19 protein-coding genes are annotated in these 21006 nt (G+C 47.8%); 2 read left to right on the plus strand and 17 right to left on the minus strand.

The window, feature by feature from the left end; translation table 11 throughout:
* Nucleotide 1 precedes the first annotated feature (1 nt).
* The 6 genes from C6P39_RS24970 to C6P39_RS24995 all read right to left on the minus strand — a co-directional run bounded on the left by C6P39_RS24970 (nt 2) and on the right by C6P39_RS24995 (nt 6908).
* Nucleotides 2-1219: a hypothetical protein gene (locus C6P39_RS24970; RefSeq protein WP_095172813.1), complete on the minus strand. Its 1218-nt coding sequence runs from the start codon at nt 1217-1219 to the stop codon at nt 2-4.
* Nucleotides 1216-2340: a DUF58 domain-containing protein gene (locus C6P39_RS24975; RefSeq protein ID WP_104805554.1), complete on the minus strand. Its 1125-nt coding sequence runs from the start codon at nt 2338-2340 to the stop codon at nt 1216-1218. The genes C6P39_RS24970 and C6P39_RS24975 overlap by 4 nt, the downstream gene beginning before the upstream one ends.
* Nucleotides 2337-3287 (minus strand): AAA family ATPase, encoded by a 951-nt coding sequence (locus tag C6P39_RS24980; RefSeq protein WP_104805555.1) that lies wholly within the window; start codon nt 3285-3287, stop codon nt 2337-2339. Before C6P39_RS24980 ends, C6P39_RS24975 begins: the two co-directional genes overlap by 4 nt.
* A gap of 1 nt (nt 3288) precedes the next feature.
* Nucleotides 3289-4140 carry a metallophosphoesterase gene (locus C6P39_RS24985; RefSeq protein WP_104805556.1) on the minus strand — a complete coding sequence of 284 codons (852 nt, stop codon included), beginning with the start codon at nt 4138-4140 and terminating at the stop codon, nt 3289-3291.
* Between the two features lie 70 nt (nt 4141-4210).
* Nucleotides 4211-5557 (minus strand): MATE family efflux transporter, encoded by a 1347-nt coding sequence (locus tag C6P39_RS24990; RefSeq protein WP_104805557.1) that lies wholly within the window; start codon nt 5555-5557, stop codon nt 4211-4213.
* Nucleotides 5558-5744: 187 nt separating this feature from the next.
* Nucleotides 5745-6908, minus strand: coding sequence for a D-alanyl-D-alanine carboxypeptidase family protein (locus tag C6P39_RS24995; RefSeq protein WP_104805558.1), 1164 nt, complete (start codon nt 6906-6908; stop codon nt 5745-5747).
* A 528-nt stretch (nt 6909-7436) separates the two neighbouring features.
* Here C6P39_RS24995 and C6P39_RS25000 point away from each other — a divergent pair.
* The gene (locus C6P39_RS25000; protein ID WP_104805559.1) at nt 7437-7697 is read left to right on the plus strand and encodes a hypothetical protein; all 261 of its coding nucleotides are present in this window, start codon (nt 7437-7439) and stop codon (nt 7695-7697) included.
* Between the two features lie 45 nt (nt 7698-7742).
* Here C6P39_RS25000 and C6P39_RS25005 read toward each other — a convergent pair whose 3' ends face one another.
* The 5 genes from C6P39_RS25005 to C6P39_RS25025 all read right to left on the minus strand — a co-directional run bounded on the left by C6P39_RS25005 (nt 7743) and on the right by C6P39_RS25025 (nt 13874).
* A complete protein-coding gene (locus tag C6P39_RS25005) occupies nt 7743-8339 on the minus strand; it encodes a putative ABC transporter permease (RefSeq protein WP_289071379.1) in 597 nt (198 codons plus the stop codon).
* Between the two features lie 254 nt (nt 8340-8593).
* Complete coding sequence (gene cls, locus C6P39_RS25010) at nt 8594-10129, minus strand: cardiolipin synthase (RefSeq protein WP_104805560.1); 1536 nt, start codon at nt 10127-10129, stop codon at nt 8594-8596.
* Between the two features lie 84 nt (nt 10130-10213).
* Nucleotides 10214-10390: a 30S ribosomal protein S21 gene (gene rpsU / locus C6P39_RS25015; protein WP_004222305.1), complete on the minus strand. Its 177-nt coding sequence runs from the start codon at nt 10388-10390 to the stop codon at nt 10214-10216.
* A 145-nt stretch (nt 10391-10535) separates the two neighbouring features.
* Nucleotides 10536-13175: an alanine--tRNA ligase gene (alaS, locus tag C6P39_RS25020; protein WP_095172805.1), complete on the minus strand. Its 2640-nt coding sequence runs from the start codon at nt 13173-13175 to the stop codon at nt 10536-10538.
* 69 nt (nt 13176-13244) lie between these two features.
* Nucleotides 13245-13874, minus strand: coding sequence for a YczE/YyaS/YitT family protein (locus C6P39_RS25025; RefSeq protein WP_095172804.1), 630 nt, complete (start codon nt 13872-13874; stop codon nt 13245-13247).
* A gap of 453 nt (nt 13875-14327) precedes the next feature.
* Between C6P39_RS25025 and C6P39_RS25030 the strand changes: the two genes are divergently transcribed.
* On the plus strand, nt 14328-15248 hold the full coding sequence (locus tag C6P39_RS25030; RefSeq protein ID WP_158661689.1) for a helix-turn-helix domain-containing protein: 921 nt from the start codon (nt 14328-14330) through the stop codon (nt 15246-15248).
* A gap of 306 nt (nt 15249-15554) precedes the next feature.
* Here C6P39_RS25030 and C6P39_RS25035 read toward each other — a convergent pair whose 3' ends face one another.
* The 6 genes from C6P39_RS25035 to hemB all read right to left on the minus strand — a co-directional run bounded on the left by C6P39_RS25035 (nt 15555) and on the right by hemB (nt 20909).
* Entirely contained in the window at nt 15555-16091 is a 537-nt protein-coding gene (locus C6P39_RS25035; RefSeq protein ID WP_104805562.1) for an N-acetyltransferase, read from the minus strand.
* Nucleotide 16092: 1 nt separating this feature from the next.
* Nucleotides 16093-16266: a hypothetical protein gene (locus C6P39_RS27625; RefSeq protein WP_158661690.1), complete on the minus strand. Its 174-nt coding sequence runs from the start codon at nt 16264-16266 to the stop codon at nt 16093-16095.
* Between the two features lie 179 nt (nt 16267-16445).
* Nucleotides 16446-16919 (minus strand): ribonuclease HI, encoded by a 474-nt coding sequence (rnhA, locus tag C6P39_RS25040; protein WP_104805563.1) that lies wholly within the window; start codon nt 16917-16919, stop codon nt 16446-16448.
* A gap of 1 nt (nt 16920) precedes the next feature.
* The gene (locus C6P39_RS25045) at nt 16921-18621 is read right to left on the minus strand and encodes a MutS-related protein (RefSeq protein ID WP_104805564.1); all 1701 of its coding nucleotides are present in this window, start codon (nt 18619-18621) and stop codon (nt 16921-16923) included.
* A 27-nt stretch (nt 18622-18648) separates the two neighbouring features.
* Entirely contained in the window at nt 18649-19926 is a 1278-nt protein-coding gene (gene hemL, locus C6P39_RS25050) for a glutamate-1-semialdehyde 2,1-aminomutase (protein WP_104805565.1), read from the minus strand.
* Nucleotides 19926-20909 carry a porphobilinogen synthase gene (gene hemB, locus C6P39_RS25055; protein ID WP_187144008.1) on the minus strand — a complete coding sequence of 328 codons (984 nt, stop codon included), beginning with the start codon at nt 20907-20909 and terminating at the stop codon, nt 19926-19928. Before hemB ends, hemL begins: the two co-directional genes overlap by 1 nt.
* Nucleotides 20910-21006: the final 97 nt, after the last annotated feature.

Here is a 21006-nt window from a genome sequence, read left to right on the forward strand (position 1 = left end):
TTTACAGCCCCTTTCCCAGTTCCTTCATCCTCCCCCATTCTTCCTGCCTGCAGTCCTCTTTCCCGTACCTTGCCTTCTCATATATCCTATGAAACTCCTCAACCCCCTCCGCATTCGTAAGCCCTGCAGCTGCTTCTATCTGCTCCGGCGTAAACGCCTCCCTGATCTTCTGTTCCATGGAACTCTCTATCTTCCTTTTATAACACCTGCGGATCTTTTCCCCCAGTGAACGTGCAGAGAACAGCCCGCTTCTTCTCTTTTCCCTTTTCAGGGATTCTTTCTTATCACCTTTTACGGGAGAGAGGAACTCCACGCGGTCCCCGTCCGCAAAGGCAGTTTCGTGATATTTTTTATATAATCCGTAGAGGATCCGGCAGACCAAATATACAGCTGCTGCCAGAAACAGAAAAATGAACACCTTCTCCAGTATCTGAAAAAATGTCTGCCAGAAAGGGGAAGCCTCACGGAATTCCCCCGGAAAAAACGGCATCTGTTCCGCCATCTGCGGTTCGTCGGGTATCATTTCCTCTGCACCGCCGAGACCCGCCAGAAGCTTTCGGATCATGTTCAAAAACAGGTGTCCCAGCTTTTTCAGGACATTGTCAAAACCAGACATCGGCAGAAACACCATACCTGCAATGATAAGGGCACAGAACCCTCCAAGCGCGATCCTGTTTCCCTCCGCAATCCTGTTTCTGGGAAATCTGTGAAGTTTTTCATTCTGTTCGTAGAGTTTCAAAAGGGAACGGCGGTTCTCAGACAGGATGGTGAGCAGCCAGTAAACGCCTGTATTGATGCATAGGATCGTTCCCAGAGTACTTCTGTGATAGGCCAGTGTGTAGATATAGATTCCGGCAAAAACCAGAAGCCCCGCATAGGAAGGGCGCACGAGGATACTCTCCCCGCTGCCTGCCCGCTCGAAAAAGTACAGAAGTACCAGAAAGACTCCGCATACTGTAAATGCACCCCGCTCCCATATGGTTGAAGCTGAAAAATACAGCACTGCCAAACTTGCGGCGCCTGACACTGCAAATAGAAACAGGCTTTTGAAACGGCGCACGATCCAGTATAAAAGCAGTATCGGGACAAACAATAGGAGACTCTTTGTAAACTGAAGGGGCGTGATGTCCCCGCCGAAAGACAAAATCATCAAAGCCAGACTGTCCATCAGAAGAAATGTATGAAAAAAACGGTATATCACCAGCAAATCCGGTTTCATCTCGGCACCTCCCAGCGTATTATCTCCATATAGGGTGAGGACGGAAGTTTCCATTCCATATCCTTGTACAGGGTGGAAATCCACATGGCACTGCCTCCGGCTTTTGCAAGGCTTTCCATCCCGGCAAACAGGGACCTGCCCTGGTTTTTGGAGATGAGAAGGGGGATTCCCCGGCCTTCTGCTAAAAGACGGCTCTGTGCACTTAAAAGTTCAGGGAATTTTCCGGCAGGAAGGTCCAGATCCAGTCTGGCCAGGTTCTGGTACAGCTTTACAAGCTGCCCTCTTCCCGTGCCCGGCATCACTGCGATCGGCAGCTTTGTGAGGTGGTCTCTGCCGTTGGTGATAAGGCCTGTGGCAATGCCTCTTTTCAAAAGTTGTTCTGCCAGAGACACCGCCAGGGATATGCCTGCCTCATGAATTTCCTCGTATTTCCATATGGTTTCATCCTCCACATCCAGAAATATAAGGACCTGGGCGCTGGAGGTGGAATCTAACAGGTTCACCATCATATCCCCTTCTTTTGCGGAGGCTTTCCAGTTGATCTTGTTCATAGGGTCCCCGGGCCGGTATTCACGCAGGCCCCGGAATGAAAAGGGGTCCTCGTACATCCGCTGCCGCACCAAAACCTGTCCCATCAGCTTTTTAAAGGGGATCTCCATATTGGACACAGGGATGGTCCTGGGATACACATACAAATGGGTGGAAAGAGGCACGGTCAGATACAGTTCACGGTTCATGAGCAGTCCTCTTGTAAGTATTTCAGCCTGCCCAATCTCGTAATATCCCCTTTTCCTGGCCAGAAATGGGATTTCCCTTTGGATCTTTTGATAAAAAAGCACGGAAAATATATCTCTTTTATAGGTATAGTCAGAGATACTGGTATTTTCCTCCTCCTCAAAAAACAGATTTCTATGTACCCTAAACGCTGCCTGCAGCATGGGGAGAAGAAGCCACTTTCTGTTTTCAATGGTCTCTGTCAGATACGCACGCTCGCCCTCATGGACGGGATGATCCTGGAATTTAACATCCACTTCCAGATGCCTGTCCCAATGGTTCCGGTAGAACCATTCCGCCAAAAACTGCAGCAGGACAGCTCCCAGTAAAAGTAAAAAAATCGTCATGGTTTTCTCTTCCACTCCTCCGTGGGTACAGGGACCTGTTCCAGTATCCGTTTGATGGCCTGGCTGCCGCTCTCCTCCTGCCCGTATCCGGAGGTCATGACCATCCGGTGCGCGAGTATGGGAACTGCCACAGTTTTTATATCCTCAGGCACCACGTAATCCCTGTTCTGTACATAGGCATAGGCTTTTGCCCCATTAAATAATGCTAGGGTTCCTCTGGGACTGACACCTGCTATCACATCCCCGGCCGCTCTGGTAGCCTGCACCACCTCCACCAGATAGGATTTCAAATCCGGGTGTACATATACTTTCTTATACGCCTCCCTGGCATTTAACAGCTCCTCCCGTGTGCACACACAGGGAAGCTCCGAAAGTGGCTGCCTGTCCTCAAATCGCTCCAGAATTGCCAGCTCCTCCGCTTTGTCAGGAAGGCCCATGGAAAGGCGCATAAAAAAACGGTCCATCTGAGCTTCCGGAAGCGGAAATGTACCTGTGGTCTCCACCGGATTCTGGGTGGCGATCACGAAAAACGGTTCCTCCAATGTTCTGGTTTCCCCGTCAATGGTAATCTGATGCTCCTCCATACACTCCAGAAGGCTTGACTGGGTTCTGGGTGTAGCCCGGTTGATCTCATCCGCCAGAAGGATGTTGCAGAAGGCCGGACCTTCCTTGAAAAGGAATTCCCCTGCTTTCTGGTTATAATAATTCAGCCCCGTCACGTCTGAAGGCAGCAGATCCGGAGTGAACTGGATCCTGGAGAATTTTCCGTCCATGGAACGTGCCAGGGATTTTGCCATCATGGTCTTGCCTGTTCCCGGCACATCCTCCAACAGGACATGGCCTCCTGCTGTCAGAGCCGTCAGCAAAAGCTCCAGTACCTTATCTTTTCCCACAATGACCTGACTGATGTTCCCGCGTATTTTTGCCATACAGTTTTTCTCTTCCATCTCACACCTCTTTCGGCAGACATTCCAGCACGATCAGCTCTCTTGGATTGTTGATCCGAAGAGGCAGCGTATGCTCTCCAAGTCCTGCTCCTGTAATCATAATCTGTTCACTGCCTGTTATCGGCTGTCTTCTGCCCGCTTTTTTGGGCGGAGCACCGTCTCTTTTCCTGTATTCCCCATATCCGTAGCGGGGAAACAGCCGCAGATCAGGGCTGATAATACTTCCCAAAAAGGGCAGACGCACAATACCCCCGTGGTAGTGGCCTGACAGGATCAAATCCGCACCCCAGGCAAAATATACATCCCCATACCTGGGCGTATGCGCCAGCAGAATCTCATATACCTGTTTATCCGGCCTGCCTATCAGCCCTTCAAGCTCTGTTCTGTCCGGTCCCTTGACGGGACCCCTTTCATAATATTCATAAGGCAGATCCAGTCCGGTGACTGCCACGGTTTCACCGTTTATCTTCAGAACCATACGCTCATTTTCCAGATAGGTGACTCCCATCTGTTTTATTTTCTTCTCAAACGCGGAGAACCTGCCACCATAATCCTCTGTAAATAATTTCATCCGCTGCTCGTGATTACCCGGCCCGTACAATACGGGAGCCAGCTTCACAGCCTCATTCAAAAATGCAGCAGCCGGTTTCAGGGAAGCGTCGGATTTCCCAAGCACCAAATCCCCGGCTATCAATATGGCATCCGGGGCAAGAGACTTTATCCTGTCAAAGACAGGTTCATTCTTCTTTCCGAACACCACGTTGTGGAGGTCGCTTATCATCACGAATCTCAGCGGATGTCTTTTTATCTTATCTGTTGTAATCCTGTAAGTTGTGGTCACAAATTTCTTCACAAATACTCCCTGCTTTTCTCTCTGTTTTTTCTCTATTTTAACTCATAAAGAGAAAAAAGAAAAGGTAAGACTATCTGGTTTTTCCGAAAACTTTTTCTTGCTGCTTCATAACTACGCGGTACATGAAGAGCAGCAGTACACCTGCAAATACCCAGGCCACCGGGCTTGCCAGGCAGGCCAGAAGGTAACTCCTGTTTAATCCTGCGGCCAGAGCCACGATACCGCGGCCTAAAAGCTCCGCCACACCTGCCATCATAGGCAGGACGCCGTATCCCATCCCCTGTATGCCGTTCCGGTAGACATTTACAATATTCAGGGCAATGAAAAACAAGGATGCACATTTCAGGTAAATATCCACCTGCCCCATCAGTGTCTGCACATCGCTGGACACAAACAGATAAGTCAGGTATTTTCCAAAAAAGGCGGTCAGAAGGCCAAAGACCAAGGAATAAGCCACTCCGATCCAGGTCGTTGCCCGAAAGCCCCTGCGTATCCGGTCAAGCTTTCCTGCCCCCATATTCTGGGCACAGAAGGTTGCCATAGTAGTCCCGAGTGCCACATAGGCCTGGGTAGCGATCTGTTCCACCTTGCTGGCTGCGGTAAAGGCTGCCACCGCCATAGATCCCAGCATGTTCAGCGCAGACTGTACCATCATGGTTCCAATGGCTGTGATGGAATACTGAAGCGCCATAGGGATGCCGATTCCCACCTGCATTTTCACAATATGGGCGGACAGACGGAAATCCTCTTTCTCAAGGCGCAGTTCCGGCATTTTCTTTGCTATATACACCAGACAGAGAATCCCGGAAACGCCCTGGGATATGACCGTGGCGTAGGCTGCTCCGGCGGCTCCCCAGTGAAATACAATAATAAACAACAGATCCAGCACCACATTTAACAGTGCCGACAAAATCAGAAAATACAGCGGCACCTGGCTGTTACCCAGTGCTCTCAGCACACTGGCAAGCAGGTTATACAACACGGTGGCAAAAATGCCGCCGCAGATGATCATAATATATTGATATGCGTCGGCAAAAATGTCCTCGGGAGTGTGCATGAACTGTAAAAGCCCACGCATTCCCAGCATACTCACCAGTGTCATGACAAGGGTGACGATCAGGGACAGCACTGCCGCTGACCCCACAGTCCGCCTCATATTCTTCATGTCCCCTGCTCCGTACCTCTGGGCTGTCAGCACGGTGAATCCCGCTGTCAGGCCCAGCATAAAACCAATAATCAAAAAGTTAATAGTACCCACGCTCCCCACGGCTGCCAGTGCTTTGGTACCTACGAATTTTCCTACAATGATGGTGTCCACCATACTGTAAAACTGCTGAAAAATATTTCCGATGAATACCGGAATTGTAAATCCTACAATCGCTTTTGCCGGGCTGCCGGCTGTCATATCTTTCTGCATGCCTCTCCTCATTCTCTCTGTAAACAATGTGTCCGCCGGCAGACAAAAAAGCGTGGGCGCGGCTTTCCTCTGCCATCAAGTCATTTTTTCACGAAAAAGGAAGGTGCCAGCGGGCACCCTCCGTCTTTTTGTTACCGGGCTATTATAATGCAAACATTTCTATCCTGCAATACCCAAATTTTATTTTTTAGAAAAAAGTTTTGAATACCTTTTTCACATAATCCATGTAGCCGGCCTTCTCCACCGTCTCGTTAAATAGCAGGCTGACACTGCCTATTTTTTTTCCATTCAGATAATAATCCGCAGTCCCTGCCTTGCTGCCTTTCTTTACAGGGGCGTCTGTGCTTTTCTTCAGATTGATCTTCTTCTGTATATGGTCAAGAGCCTCCCCCTTTGTATCCAGATAGCGGAAATCTCCCTCGTAAGATACAGACGTCTTTTCCTGGATAGAACCCTTTACCGGAACCTTTGGCAGGCTGTCTTTATTTTCGTCCACATAAAGGCTGCAGGCACCAAAGCCCAGGTTCAGCATTGCCGCTGCGTCCTTAAACCGCACCTTATAGTCAGGCGCTGTCATGACCACGCTTATGAGTGTGATCCCGTTTCTCTGGGCCACCTCGGAGACACAGTATTTTGCCAGACTGGTACTCCCTGTTTTAAGACCTACACAGCCGTCATAACTGCGCAGAAGCTTATTTGTATTGGTAAGGCCGAACTCACTGCTTCCCTTTGCTGTGTTGTGGGTGATATTCTCCATCCAGATGGAGGAGTAATCCAGGATCTTGGGGTATTTTGTCACCAGCTCCCTGGACATGAGGGCCACATCATATGCCGTGGTATAGTGGTTGGTGGACTCCGTCAGACCGCAGCAGTCCTCGAAATGCGTGCCTGTCATGTTAAGCCCTGCGGCCCTCTCATTCATACGTTTGACAAACTCCGCTTCACTTCCCGCTATGTGTTCCGCCATGGCCACACTGGCATCGTTACCGGAGGCAATGACAATACATTTTATCATAGTCTCCACAGTCTGCTTCTCGCCCTCCTCCAGATAGACCTGGGAACCGCCCATGGATTTGGCGTAGGCACTTGTAGTCACTTCATCCTCCATATGTAGGGTGCCCTTGGCGATCTCATCAAATATCAGCACCAGAGTCATGATTTTTGTTATACTGGCCGGGTAGACCTTGGTGTCTTTGTCCTTCTCGTAGATTATGGTTCCTGTGGATGCCTCCATCAGAACCCCGTGAGGTGCTGCGATCAAATCTTCCCCCTCCGCGTGCACCGTGACCGGCAGGGCTATATTGACTATAAGGGAAAATAAGACCAGAAAAACAGATGCTTTCCGAAACATACCGCTCTCCCGTAGAAATGCTCTTATAGCATTGTATTACATCGGTATGAAAATTATTCGGTTGTTTCCCGTGGAAGAAGAAAACCAGAGTAACAGTTCAGCCTTCCACTGTCCCGCCAGGTGTTGCCTTGCAATTGTAAGACAATCCCGAGACAGCCACACGCCAGACTGCGGTTTATTCAGTCTGTGTGCATGCTTTTGTTGCTATGAAGCCGGAAGGCTGAATAGTGTTACTGTTCACTCCGTTCTCAGCAACACGCTTCGCGGTGCACAGATATGAAGCATCCTGCTTCATATCGCGCTGGCAGACCTCGGGATTTTCATGCATTCTGCCCCATATCGCACCGGCTGCCTCGGGATTTTCATTCGCAAGCGCATAAAAACACCTCGCGGGATAGCAGCCGTGAATAGTAACGAATAGTAACAAACCAGAAAAATGCCTTGATAATTTAATAGACTTCACACTTACACCTGTGATATACTTGTACATATTATAACCGCTGTGATGAGTACGCAAGGAGGTAACATATGTTAGATAACAATGACTTGCAGGCTATTGCCAAGCTAATACAAAGCGCGGCAGCTGATCTTAAGTTTGAACTCCATAATAACAATGAAAATATCTACAGTGAGATGGAACGCTTACATGATATCCAGTCCCGCAAAATGGACAGCATATCTCAAAAGATTGATTCTATCAGAGATAACAAAGAGATGACAGATTACTTATTACAGCAAGTCTCAGAACTTAAAAAGAGAGTTGACGAACTGGAAAATAAGATAGCATAACCCACTATATTGGCAAGAGGGACGCCCGCAGGCGCCCCTCTTTTTTTAAAATCTGCCGTAGATCAGGGAACGTATTCCCTCCCGCACCTCTCCGAAAGAGGATGGCAGACTGTCCTTTTTCTTTTCGTATAAAGTATGTAAAAAATCTGCTGTGAACAAGAACAGAATCAGGGACCCTGCCCGGTATCCAACGGAAAACGGATAGCTGTCCACAAAACGTTCGACCCCTTCATGCAGGAACAGAAACAGGCCTAAGGTATAAAATCCCCATGCTATGGTGCTTTCCAGACAAAGAATTCCTTTGTAATTAAAAGGCTTCTCCGAATAATCCCACCACACCTCTCCGAACATGGAAAGCATAAGCCTGGCTGTCAGATACTCAAGCAATGTGGGAAACACACAGCCCAGTATATATAACAGCAGAAGGTTATCGCAGAACGGTCTCAGCAGAAAAAACACAGATAACGCTCCCACTCCGTAAATGGGGCAGAACGGCCCTCTTACAAACCCCCTGTTGGTAATCCGCCTGTTGCAGATCGACATGTAGATAGATTCCACGATCCATCCCAGAATGCTGTAAACTAAAAACCACTGGGTGACATGGTAGAGATCTATCCCAAACATACTCTTTGTCCAAATCATAACTAATCTCCCCTTATATCATTGGCGCATCTCTTAACATGTGTCTTCATTGTAGGTTTTATGTAACAGTTCAGACAGGTCTGCGCATTCACTGCGCTGACCGTACATACCTGTGGCAGCAGTAAGCATCCAGACCCAGACCATCGCAAAGCGATATTTAACGGCCGGATGCCTGTAGCAGTTCAGCTGTCTGAACTGTTACGGTTTTATGTGCCCATTCTATCATGGGAGCCCCTGGCTTGTAAAGAAAAAAACTAAAGCATGGGGGCAAAAAGCCTGAGAATACTCTGTGTCATACGCACAACAATATTCCGGCTGCGGCAGAACTTCATGCAGATTTCCCTGCATTTTGGAAAAGTATCCTCCATATCATCTTTTACCTGCATAACAGCCCGGCTTTTGTACATCCAGACCGCACATTCAAAATGCAGATACAGGCTTCTGTAGTCCAGATTAATAGTTCCCACAGATGCAATCTCATCATCACAGACAAAAGACTTAGAATGGATAAATCCCGGCGTGTACTGAAAGATTCTCACACCTGCCTCCAGAAGCTGTTCATAGTAGGACTGGGTCAGGAGGAACACCATTTTCTTGTCAGGGATCCCCGGTGTCACGATCCGCACATCCACGCCCTTTTTGGAAGCCAGGCACAAAGCTGTCATCATCTCATTGTCAATGATCAGATACGGCGTACAGATATACACATACCGTTTTGCCTGGTTGATGATATTCAGGTAAACATTCTCCCCAACGATCTCGTTATCCAGAGGGCTGTCTCCGTAGGGCTGTACAAAACCGTCATTTTCAAATTCTTTCGGATGGTAAATATAAGGTCCGTAAGCCGGCAGATGACTTCTGGTATGGGTGATTACTGCCCACATCTGCAGAAACATCACGGTCAGGTTCCAGACACCTTCCCCATGCAGCATAACACCTGTATCTTTCCAGTGCCCAAACCGCACATCCTCATTGATATATTCATCCGCCAGATTGATGCCGCCTGTGAACCCTGTATGTCCGTCGATCACCAGGATCTTTCTGTGGTCCCGGTTGTTGAGGATAATATTCAGCACAGGCCGGACCGGATTAAACGCGGCACATTTAATCCCCTTTTTCTGCAGTTCTTTATAATATCTGTGGGGCAGGGTAGTCACACACCCCATATCGTCATAGATCAGGCGCACATCCACGCCTTCCCTGACCTTCTCCTCCAGTACCTGAAGGATTTCCCGCCACATTCTTCCGTCATGTATAATAAAATATTCCAGGAAAATAAAATGCTCTGCCTTTTTGATCTCCTCCAGCATGTCCACAAACATGGTATCCCCCACCGGGTAATACTTGGTGGTGGTATTCTTATGGAGGGGAAAACCGGCGTAGTCTCTGATATAGGCGGACTGAATAGATACGCCCCGGTCCATATCCTGAAGCTCTGACCTGGTTCTGGGATCTTCCTTGAAATAATTGCCGATTTCCGTGAGAACTGCCTCGGATTCCCTTGTCATTTTTTTAGCCACACGGGATTCACCGAACAGCAGGTACACAATTGCACCGAAGACAGGAATGACAAGGATCAAAATGGTCCAGGCAAGCTTGTAAGAAGGGTTGATTTTCTTATTGACCAGCCACAGCACCAGAAACAGGCTCAGGATGTTCATAACCCATCCCACCGTGGTGGAAATACTCCTCATTCCCCATGCCAGCGCCACCAGCCATACAAGCTGCAGCAACACAGCCAGGGCAAATACAAAGATCCGGCTGGAAACCAGGTCAATAATCTTTTTCATCTTCTCACCATCCTCTCTTTGCGTTTCTTTGTCCGCAGAGTCGTAAAAAAGCCTCTGGTATTGTCCAGAGGCTTTTACTGCACATTAATTATATTTACGTTTTCTAGCTGCTTCAGATTTTTTCTTACGACGAACACTTGGTTTCTCGTAATGCTCTCTTTTACGGATTTCCTGCTGAATGCCTGCTTTTGCACAGCTACGCTTGAAACGACGTAAAGCGCTATCCAAAGTTTCGTTTTCTTTTACGATTACATTTGACATAGTCTCACACCTAACCTCCCTCCAGTTGTAGATTGTGCATAATACAACTGTCTGGGTATTTTTACTGCACATCAAATATTATATCAGATTTTTGCCGTACGTCAACTATTTTGACTTATTTTCTTTAAAAAATTTTATACAAATTTTATTTCAACTGGCCTTCCAGCAATTCTGCCGCTTTTTCCAAGGCTTCCGGCACTTTTTCCGGATTTTTTCCACCGGCCTGAGCCATGTTCGGACGTCCGCCGCCGCCGCCGCCCACCACGGCTGCCATGCCCTTCACCAGATTTCCTGCATGTGCCCCGGCCTTCATAGCGCTGTCTGTCACCATAGCCAGCAGATTTACTTTGCCGCTGTTCACGCTGGCAAGAACTACCACACCTTCACCCAGTTTCTCTTTTAACTGGTCGCCTAAGTCACGAAGCCCGTTCATATCCACATCTGCCACGGATACAGCCAGAAGTTTTGTGCCTTTTACCTCTTTTACCTGGTTCATCACATCGCCCACTGCTTCCTGTGCCAGTTTGGCTTTCAGGGATTCATTCTCACTGTGAAGTTCTTTCACCTCTGCCTGCAGATGAGTGATCTTGTCTGCAGCCTCCGCCGGAGTGGTTTTCAAAAGGGATGAGATCTGAGCCAGCTTCTGTTCCATTTCTTTATAGTAACCAAATACGCCGTCACCGGTCAGTGCCTCAATACGGCGCACACCGGCTGCGATGCCTGCCTCAGATACGATCTTAAAGGTAGTGATCACACCTGTATTGGATACATGGGTACCGCCGCACAATTCTTTGGAGAATTCTCCCATGGAAACCACGCGCACGCTGTCCCCGTACTTTTCTCCAAAGAGCGCCATAGCTCCTGTCTTCTTGGCATCCTCAATGCTCATAACCTCTGTCACAACAGGAAGTGCTGCCTGGATCTCCTCATTGACCATTGCCTCCACACGGGTCAGTTCCTCCTGGGTCATAGCCTGGAAATGTGCAAAGTCAAAACGCAGCCTGTCCGGTGTTACCAGAGAGCCTTTCTGTTCCACGTGGGATCCCAGGACTGTCTTCAGGGCTTTCTGCAGCAGATGTGTGGCACTGTGGTTCTTACAGGTATCTGCACGGTCTTTTGCGCTGACTTTCAGTGTCACCACATCACCTGTCTTTAACATACCTTTTGTCAGTCTTCCCACATGGCCCACCTTGCCGCCGCGCAGCTTGATGGTGTCTTCTACAACAAACTGGGCATCCCCCAGAACAATAAGACCTTTGTCACCTTCCTGTCCGCCCATGGTGGCATAAAAAGGAGTCTCCTCCACGAATACGGTCCCCTTCTCATCCTCAGTCAGAGCCTCCACAATCTCTGTCTCGGTTGTGAGAACTGTGATTTTAGACTGATGGGACAGATTGTCATACCCCACAAATTCTGTGGTGACTTTAGGGTCTATTTCATCGTATACCGTAGCATCAGCCCCCATATAGTTGGTTACTTCGCGGGCTTTTCTGGCCTTCTCCCTCTGCTCTTCCATAGCAGACTTAAAACCGGCCTCATCAATAGAGATACCTTTTTCTTCCAGGATCTCTTTTGTCAGATCCAGAGGGAAGCCATAGGTATCGTATAATTTAAACGCATTCTCACCGGAAAGCTGTGTGCTTCCCGCCGCTTTCATCTCCGCTTCCATCTCTTCCAGAATATGAAGGCCCTGGTCAATGGTCTTGCTGAACTGTTCCTCTTCCTTTGTCAGTACATTGAAGATGAAATCTCTTTTCTCATCCAGCTCCGGATAGCCATCCTTGGAGCCTTCGATCACTGTGCTGCTGAGTTCTGCAAGGAAATTCCCTTTGACACCCAGCAGACGGCCATGACGGGCAGCACGGCGGATCAGGCGGCGCAGCACATATCCTCTTCCTTCGTTAGTAGGCATAATACCATCAGAGATCATAAACGTAGCGGAACGGATATGGTCCGTGATCAGACGGATAGATATATCCACGTTTTCGTCTTTTTTATACTCTGTGTGTGTCAGCTCACAGACTTTATTCCGCAGGGCACAGATCGTATCAATATCAAAGATGGAATCCACATCCTGCACGGCAACAGCCAGACGCTCCAGCCCCATGCCTGTGTCAATGTTCTTCTGCTGCAGTTCTTCGTAGTGTCCTTCCCCGTCATTTTCAAACTGGGTGAATACATTGTTCCACACTTCCATATAACGGTCGCACTCGCAGCCTACTGTACAGCCCGGTTCCTTGCATCCGTAGCTCTCGCCTCTGTCATAATATACCTCAGAACATGGTCCGCAGGGGCCTGCGCCGTGCTCCCAGAAGTTGTCCTCTTTTCCAAAACGGAAAATACGGTCAGCCGGAATACCGATTTCCTTATTCCAGATATCAAACGCCTCGTCATCGTCAAGATAGACGGAAGGATACAGACGGTCCGCGTCAAGTCCCACAACCTCGGTCAAAAATTCCCATGACCAGCGGATAGCCTCCTTCTTAAAATAATCTCCAAAAGAGAAGTTTCCCAGCATCTCAAAAAAGGTGCCGTGACGGGCAGTCTTGCCTACATTTTCAATATCACCGGTACGGATACACTTCTGACAGGTGGTCACCCTTTTTCTGGGCGGCACCTCAGCGCCTGTAAAATATGGCTTCAGCGGCGCCATACCGGAATTGATCAACAATAAACTCTTATCATTATGGGGAACAAGAGAAAAACTCTTCATAGCCAGATGGCCTTTTCCTTCAAAGAACTCCAAAAACATTTTCCGAAGTTCGTTCACTCCGTATTTTTGCACGGTTAATACCTCCTGATGGTTACTATCATAAATTACTGTTTTTAATAATAGCACAGGAATTGTCAGGTTTCAAGAAAGAAAAGCGGGAATTTTGCGGCCTTCCAGGAATGGTTCTGCCAAATTGGTGCGGAAATACTGGATTAGCGGACCCACTGTAAGGGCAATGATAACGGTTGCGATCCCGATTTCCCCACCTGTCAGGATTCCTGCGATCAGGCAGGTAAGGTCAATGGCGATCCTGCAGTATTTAAACTTTCCAATCTTTCTGTCAGCCATGATAAGAGCAATGGCATCATAGGTGGAAACCCCTAAGTCTGCGGTATAATACATAGCACCCGAAAATGCCAGAAGGAAAAGGGCGCCTGCCAGACATATGATCCTGACACCGAGAGCAGGAGTCTCGGAAACACTTTTCAGCGCTGCAAATACCCCATCTGCCACCACGCCGTATATGAGCAGATTTAAAAGTGTGGACACACCCACCAGACTTTTTTTCATCCTCCAGGCAAATACCAAAAGCAGGGCACACATCACATTGGCTGTGACGGTAAAGCTGGTATGGAACATCCGGGCCAGTCCTGTCAGCAGAACACAGTAAGGGTCAACCCCAAAATCCGCATAACGAAAAATCCCCACACTGACTGCAGTCATAATAATACCGATAAAAGCCATTATGATCTTTTTGTTTTTTCTTGCCATTTTCTGATCCTCCGTTTTATTTATTGGAATGTTGTCATTACTGTTCACAGACCAATGTCCCGGGTGGTATTTTCCCAAAGGGATGCTGTGCGATGCGAAGCAAGATCCCCAGTTGGCCAGGGCTAAACTGTGCGCCGCGAAGCGTGTTACTGTGAACAGTGATATGTACCGTTTGCCGGGACTTTTTTAATTTGGAATCCTATTGTACTTCTTTCCGGTCTCTAGTATAATGACAAAAAGTAGTATTTTCTATCAGGATTACGGCGGATTTTATAACAATATCGTAACTTTTCAGTACCCTCACAGTTACAGGCAAAAATCCATGCAAGATTGCCTTTGGCGATGGGATTTTTGCTTGGCTGCGGAATGATTTCTTACGGTCGGCGCAGTGAATGCGCAGACCTACTGAATAGTTACACAATATCATTATTTTCAATTCGGAGGCAGGATTCTATGAAATCATCGGTGGTGGCAGTGGATAAAAATTTAAAGGAGCAGATATCCCATGGGAATTATGCATTTCCTGTGGATGTGCACAGTGAGCTTTTCCAGGCAGAGGGAATCGGTGCCCCCTCTTACTTTGTCTGCCACTGGCATCCCGAAGCGGAGCTGATGATACTTCTGGACGGTTCCATGCGGTATCAGGTCAACGAGACCATCTATGATATGATGGAGGGAGAAGGTCTTTTTATCAATTCCAACTGTCTGCATATGGGCACAGCCGTAAGCGGCCAGGCCTCCACCTTATCTGTTATTTTCCATCCCCGCTTTCTGTACGGATATGAGGACAGCCTGATCCGTGAAAAATATATCTCCCCCTTACTGGAGTCCGCAGCTTTTTCCGCCTATCCCCTGAGAGCCGGCAATACGGACGAGAGCCGTGTCATACCTGAACTTCTGCTTCAATGCCTGCATCTTTACGAAGAAAAACCCCTTGCCTGGGAACTTCATATCAAAGCCTGTCTTTTGTCCTGCTGGGGCGCACTTTTTTCTGTATTCAAAGAAAAAGGTACCGTGCGGAAAATCTCTGCCCGGAGCAGAGAGGCTGAAGGGAAGGCAAAATCCATTCTGGAATTTATCCAAAATCACTATACCCGCAAAATTTCCCTGGCAGATATTGCAGATGCAGCAGCTTTGAGCACAGGTGAATGCGGGAGGATCTGTAAACGGCTCCTGCACCAGACACCCTTTGAGTATCTGAACGCTTACCGTGTGGAACAGAGTATCCCGGACCTGCTGAAAAAAGACTTGTCCATCACTGAGATTGCATTAAAGCATGGTTTTTCCGGTTCCAGCTACTATGCAGAAACATTTAAACGCGTAAAAGGCATCACACCTTCCGCTTTCCGCCGCAGTCTCATAAGCGGCAGTTAAACACAACCACAGAAAACATGATTCGTGGTTTACACTTGTACGAAGCTGCGCATAGACAATATTAAGCTCAATTCCCCGGATGAGCTGAAAACCATCATGGCTCATAGGGGAATGAAATTCCCCTGGCGGCCTGTTACCAGGATATTGGAAACGCTTCTGCTTTTCATCACAATCTCATTAGTAATGGATAAAACCGAAAAAGGGAACGTCCGTGCACTGAAATCCATTGCCCGGACGTTCCCATATTAATAAATATAATAACCATATATTTGTTTACCGCAGCCAGTTTCATATTTCCGTACCAGCTTACAAATCAAGTGGTAAATACATGGGAATACATTCAATATCCGAATCCTTTGCTGAAAATCCCATATCTTCTTCCAAATCCTCAAACCCATTTCTGCAATACAAACTATACCCCTCTTTTGTTGAACTTAATGTTACAAAAGAAAAGCCCACATATTCCTTGCGGATATACTCTATTTTAGCCAGACACTCATCCAACAAAACATCTGATAGATTTATTTTCATCCCATCATCTGTATACATCTGCAGGAGACCATGAAAATGTTCATCCAATGCAAAACAATTTATATGGATAGCCCCGCCTATTTTCTTTGTAATACTATTATCGTATTGCTCTATATAACCTAATCCTAGATTATAATAGCCTATAATACTTTGTTCTCCTTCTGACAAAAACACATATGTTTTGCCAAAACCATCATCCAATGAAACAAACTCCTTCAAAAATTTATCCAGATAATTATTTCCTGAATGGAAAGATGATGCCAGCTTTTGTAAACCGGCATCATACTTAACAACATTTAATGCTTTCCCCATATTATCTTTTGGTAACCTTTATCTCCGCTTTTTTTGTAGAAGGATCAACATTGACTTCAAAATCATGAGAACGAATAAAATCTCTCCGCGACTTTACTTCTGCTGACAAAGTCTTTTTCTCAGACAGATCTTTTTTTGTAGTAAATCGTTGCTTTGAAAAACAGGCATAGTTCATGGTAATCCTCCTTTCTTTAACTGCATTATAACATTTGTCAAAGATACTGTAAAGCCAAAAATGTTGTTATACTTATCTTTTGCAATACTAGAGTTAATATTCACAGTTTGCCATCCCGCAAGACATATTCTTAAAGGGACGCTTGCAATGTGTAAAAAAAATCATAACATATTACAGTTTTACACTCCCGGATCCACCAGCAGATCATTCCCATCCGCTGCGCTGGTTGCCAGATAGTCACACCGTTCATTCATCTCGTGTCCGTCATGCCCTTTCACCCAGATAAAAGTAACATGGTGAGGCTCTTTTGCCTTTAACATCCGCTTCCATAAGTCCACATTCTTTACCGGCTCATTCTTTCCCCGTTTCCAGCCCTTTTTCAGCCAGCCGTCAATCCAGTGCTGGTTAAAGGCATCCACCAGATATTTGGAATCTGAGTACAGTTCCACCTCACAGGGTTTTGTCAGTGCCTCCATGCCCACGATAGCTGCCATCAGCTCCATGCGGTTGTTGGTGGTGCGCACATATCCCTGGGAAAATTCACGCTCATGCAGCGTTCCTTTGGCATCGGTATAGTGGAGGACACAGCCATATCCTCCCGGTCCGTCCGGGTTGCCCCTGGCAGAACCGTCTGTATATATTTTTACAAGCATATTAATTTCCTACCTTTTTCCAGATTCCGGTGGCCTCAAAATCCGCCACCGCAGCTTCCGATTCTTTTACGATATCCCGGTCATATCCCACCATAGAGAGTAGGCGGATGGCATTTCTGGTGGTAACCCTGCCCTTTTTCAGCAGATAGTTAAATTCCACATCATCCTCCTTGACTTCCTCCTCAAAATGATAGTTGGTGTACGCCCCCTCCAGCATATAAGAAAGTTCAATATCATGTGTTGCCGCAAAAGGAAGCACATGAGGCTTTTTCAGGTGCGCCAAAATATTGGAAGAAGCCGCAATCCGCTCTATGGTGTTGGTCCCCCGCAGCACCTCGTCAATGATACACAGAAGGGGTGCCTCATCCCCGGATTCCTCCAGGATCCGCTTCAGAGACTTGATCTCCACAATGTAATAGCTCTCTTTGCTCTCCAGGTCATCCCGCAGTGCCATGGAGGTCTGTATCTTAAAAAACGGCGCAGCATATTCCGTGGCCGTACAAGTATATACGGTCTGGGCAAGAATTGCATTCAGTGCCACATTCTTCAAAAATGTGGATTTACCCGAGGCATTGGAACCGGTCACCAGAATGCCGCCGAACGCGTCAATACTGTTTGCCACAGGTTCATGGATCAGCGGATGATAAAGATTCTCCACCTTCATCCGCACATCGCTCCCCTTTTTATATGCCGTAAACTCCGGTACACAGTAATAAGGCATGGCCTCCCTGAACGATGCAATGGAAATGCAGGCATCCAGGAGTCCGAATATTTCCAGCATCTCCTCCGCTTCCGCCTTATGCTCCTTCATGGCCTTCATCATGGAGTTAAATTTGATCAGATCAATATGCGTCATCATCCTGATATAATCCAGGATGAAGGACTCCGGACCGCTGGCAAATCCGTCCCGGTCCAGAACCAGATTTGCTCCGTTTTTAAAGCTGGAAAACCCTTTTTCACAGGTATTCAGACGTTCTGTATAACCATGAAGTGCCTCTATCTTCAGCTTGTTCAGGTCACCTGCACTGTTTATGAGCTGCATCATACATTTAAACCCGGTCAGATAAACATGGATGACCTCTTTATCTTTCAGATACGTGCCCATATTGATACAGGTCACAAGCAGAAATACAAAGATGCCATACCTGGGAACCGCTATAAAAGCACCAATGGACAGCAGAAAAGCCAGACACATAAGAATCTGCTTCCACGGCTTCCCGGCATCATACTCTTTTGTCACGTGGATGGCCTGATAGACGGACGCTGTGGGCGGCTTTTTGATATGTGTGAGTATTTCCTGGACCTTCTGCCGTTCCTCTTCATGGTCCTGGAAGAATGTATACAGCCGCTCTCTCTCCACCAGCTTATCCTCACCAAATTCGGGAGTACGCAGAAGATAATACAGATAATCCTCACCCGGGGAGGATACGGTCTGGTTCATGAGCATGAACACTCTGTCCATGTCCAGATCATTCCAGGTAATGTCATCAATGAAAAAACATCCGTCTTTTCGCTCCCGAAAATACTCTGCCGTCTGTTCCAGCTTATCCCAGGTATACTCCCGGTCCGGGATCTGCCCCCAGCTTTTTTTGATCTTCTGAAGAAATTCTCTTCGTTTTCTCTTGTTTTCCTGAAACATGGTCACAAATACGACTGCCATAAAAATGACAATCAATCCTGTCCACAAAGTGGTCTCACTCATAGCTGTCCTCCGTTTTCCTTTCACCGGTTATGCGCAGAAATATTCCTTGATCAGCTTCAACGCTGCTTCAATATCCTCTTCTGTATGGGCATCTGACAGGAACATGGCCTCAAACTGGGAAGGTGCCAGATGTACACCGTGGTTCAGCATATATTTAAAATATGCGGCAAAAGCATCTGTATCTGAAGTTTTGGCAGATGCATAGTCCGTCACCTTTTCTTTTGTAAAGAAAATACATCCAAGAGACGCCACACGATTCACCTGATAAGGGATATTATTCTCCACGAAAATCCTGCGGATCCCCTCGAACATCCTCTCCCCTTTCTGGTACAGCCTTGTATAAATCTCCGGATCCTCAAACAGGATTTTAAGCTGTGCCAGGCCTGCCGCCATGGCAATGGGATTTCCGCTGAGTGTTCCCGCCTGGTATACGGGACCTGCCGGGGAGATTTTTTCCATGATTTCTTTTCTGCCGCCATAGGCGCCCACAGGCATTCCTGCACCGATGATCTTTCCATAGGTGACAAGGTCCGGTGTCACGCCGTAAAATCCTGCGGCACCGTCAAATTTCAACCGGAAACCGGTGATGACCTCGTCAAAGATCAGCACTGCCCCGTACTTATCACACAGCATCCGGAGTCCCTCTAAAAATCCGTCGGCAGGTGGGACCACACCCATGTTGGCACCCACTGGCTCCACGATCACAGCAGCCACCTGGCCTCTGCTCTCTTCCAGAAGTTCTCCCACACTCCCCAGATCATTATACACAGCGATCATGGTATCCTGGGTGCAGCCCTTTGGCACACCGGCACTGTCCGGCACGCCGCTGGTCATGACACCGCTTCCCGCGCTCACCAGCATGGCGTCTGTATGACCGTGATAGCATCCTGCAAACTTAATGATCTTATCCCTGCCGGTAAAACCTCTGGCAGCCCGGAGGGCACTCATCACGGCCTCTGTGCCGGAGTTTACCATACGGATCATCTCCACATGGGGGATCCTTTCACAGATGAATTCGGCCATCTCCACCTCTTTTGCCGTGGCACAGCCAAAGCTTAATCCGTTTTCACTTGCCTTGATCACAGCTTCACGGATGGCAGGATGATTGTGGCCTAAGATCATAGGTCCCCAGGAGCCAATGTAATCTGTATAGGAATTGCCGTCCACATCAAATATTTTACTTCCCACAGCCCCCTGTATAAAACGCGGGGTCTCCCCGATGGCGCCGTAAGCTCTCACTGGGCTGTTCACGCCTCCGGGGATCCGTTTTACGGCGCGCGCAAATAATTCCTCTGATCTTGTCATTATCCGATTCTCCCTTCATCCATAAATCCGGCCAGTTCTTTTGCAAAATAAGTCAGGTAAATATCTGCTCCGGCCCGGTAAGTGCTCACTGCCATCTCACAGATGATCTTTGCCTCATCAATATATCCAAGCTTTGCGCCTGCCTTCACCATAGCATACTCTCCGCTGACAGAATAGGCCGCTACCGGCAGATTGATGCTGTTCTTTACCTCATGGATCACATCCAGGTAGGAAAGGGCTGGTTTTACCATGATAATGTCCGCACCTTCCTGCACATCCAGAAGCGCCTCCTTCAGACCTTCCCTTTTATTGTGGAAATCCATCTGATAGCTCTTTCTGTCCCCAAAAGAAGGGGCAGAACCCGCGGCTTCCCGGAAGGGGCCGTAAAATGCAGAGGCATATTTTACAGCATAGGACATGATTGGGATATCCTTATGCTGGTTGGCATCCAGGACTTCACGGATGGCCCGGACTCTGCCGTCCATCATATCTGAAGGGGCAACCATATCAGCCCCCGCTTCCACATGGGAGAGGGCTGTCTTTGCCAGCAGTTTAAGGGTTTCATCATTCTCCACATCATGGCCGCACAGTACGCCGCAGTGTCCGTGGGATGTATACTCACACATGCACACATCCGTGAGCAGATACATTTCCGGGAACTGTTTTCTGGCCTCCCGAAGCGCCCTCTGCACAATACCATTCTCTGCGTATGCCTGGCTTCCCACCTCGTCCTTCTCATCCGGGATACCAAAGAACATGACTTTATCCACTCCTGCCTTCATAAGCCCTTCCAGGGCGTAAGGCAGTCTGTCTATGCTGTATCGGAACTGTCCTTCCATGGAGGGGATTTCCTCCTCCATATTCTCTCCCTCGCGGACAAAAATGGGGTAAATCAGGGAACTCTTATCCATCCTGGTTTCCCGCACCATTCTGCGCAGGGTATCGTTTTTCCGAAGCCTTCTCGGTCTGACTGTCATTTCCATGCTGCTACACTCCTTTTATCCTCTCTTATCGTAATTTTCAATTATTCGTATATTCGTAACACACCAGACAGGTCTGGGGATTCATTTGTCCCGTGTT

Source organism: Blautia marasmi, assembly GCF_900258535.1.
Taxonomy (GTDB): Bacteria; Bacillota; Clostridia; order Lachnospirales; family Lachnospiraceae; genus Blautia; species Blautia hominis.

Coding starts and splice junctions, on each gene's coding strand:
- C6P39_RS24970 (WP_095172813.1), bottom strand. CDS start 1,219: ATGAAACCGGATTTGCTGGTGATATACCGTTTTTTTCATACATTTCTT.
- C6P39_RS24975 (WP_104805554.1), bottom strand. CDS start 2,340: ATGACGATTTTTTTACTTTTACTGGGAGCTGTCCTGCTGCAGTTTTTG.
- C6P39_RS24980 (WP_104805555.1), bottom strand. CDS start 3,287: ATGGAAGAGAAAAACTGTATGGCAAAAATACGCGGGAACATCAGTCAG.
- C6P39_RS24990 (WP_104805557.1), bottom strand. CDS start 5,557: ATGCAGAAAGATATGACAGCCGGCAGCCCGGCAAAAGCGATTGTAGGA.
- C6P39_RS24995 (WP_104805558.1), bottom strand. CDS start 6,908: ATGTTTCGGAAAGCATCTGTTTTTCTGGTCTTATTTTCCCTTATAGTC.
- C6P39_RS25000 (WP_104805559.1), top strand. CDS start 7,437: ATGTTAGATAACAATGACTTGCAGGCTATTGCCAAGCTAATACAAAGC.
- C6P39_RS25005 (WP_289071379.1), bottom strand. CDS start 8,339: ATGATTTGGACAAAGAGTATGTTTGGGATAGATCTCTACCATGTCACC.
- cls (WP_104805560.1), bottom strand. CDS start 10,129: ATGAAAAAGATTATTGACCTGGTTTCCAGCCGGATCTTTGTATTTGCC.
- rpsU (WP_004222305.1), bottom strand. CDS start 10,390: ATGTCAAATGTAATCGTAAAAGAAAACGAAACTTTGGATAGCGCTTTA.
- C6P39_RS25025 (WP_095172804.1), bottom strand. CDS start 13,874: ATGGCAAGAAAAAACAAAAAGATCATAATGGCTTTTATCGGTATTATT.
- C6P39_RS25030 (WP_158661689.1), top strand. CDS start 14,328: ATGAAATCATCGGTGGTGGCAGTGGATAAAAATTTAAAGGAGCAGATA.
- C6P39_RS25035 (WP_104805562.1), bottom strand. CDS start 16,091: ATGGGGAAAGCATTAAATGTTGTTAAGTATGATGCCGGTTTACAAAAG.
- C6P39_RS27625 (WP_158661690.1), bottom strand. CDS start 16,266: ATGAACTATGCCTGTTTTTCAAAGCAACGATTTACTACAAAAAAAGAT.
- rnhA (WP_104805563.1), bottom strand. CDS start 16,919: ATGCTTGTAAAAATATATACAGACGGTTCTGCCAGGGGCAACCCGGAC.
- C6P39_RS25045 (WP_104805564.1), bottom strand. CDS start 18,621: ATGAGTGAGACCACTTTGTGGACAGGATTGATTGTCATTTTTATGGCA.
- hemL (WP_104805565.1), bottom strand. CDS start 19,926: ATGACAAGATCAGAGGAATTATTTGCGCGCGCCGTAAAACGGATCCCC.
- hemB (WP_187144008.1), bottom strand. CDS start 20,909: ATGGAAATGACAGTCAGACCGAGAAGGCTTCGGAAAAACGATACCCTG.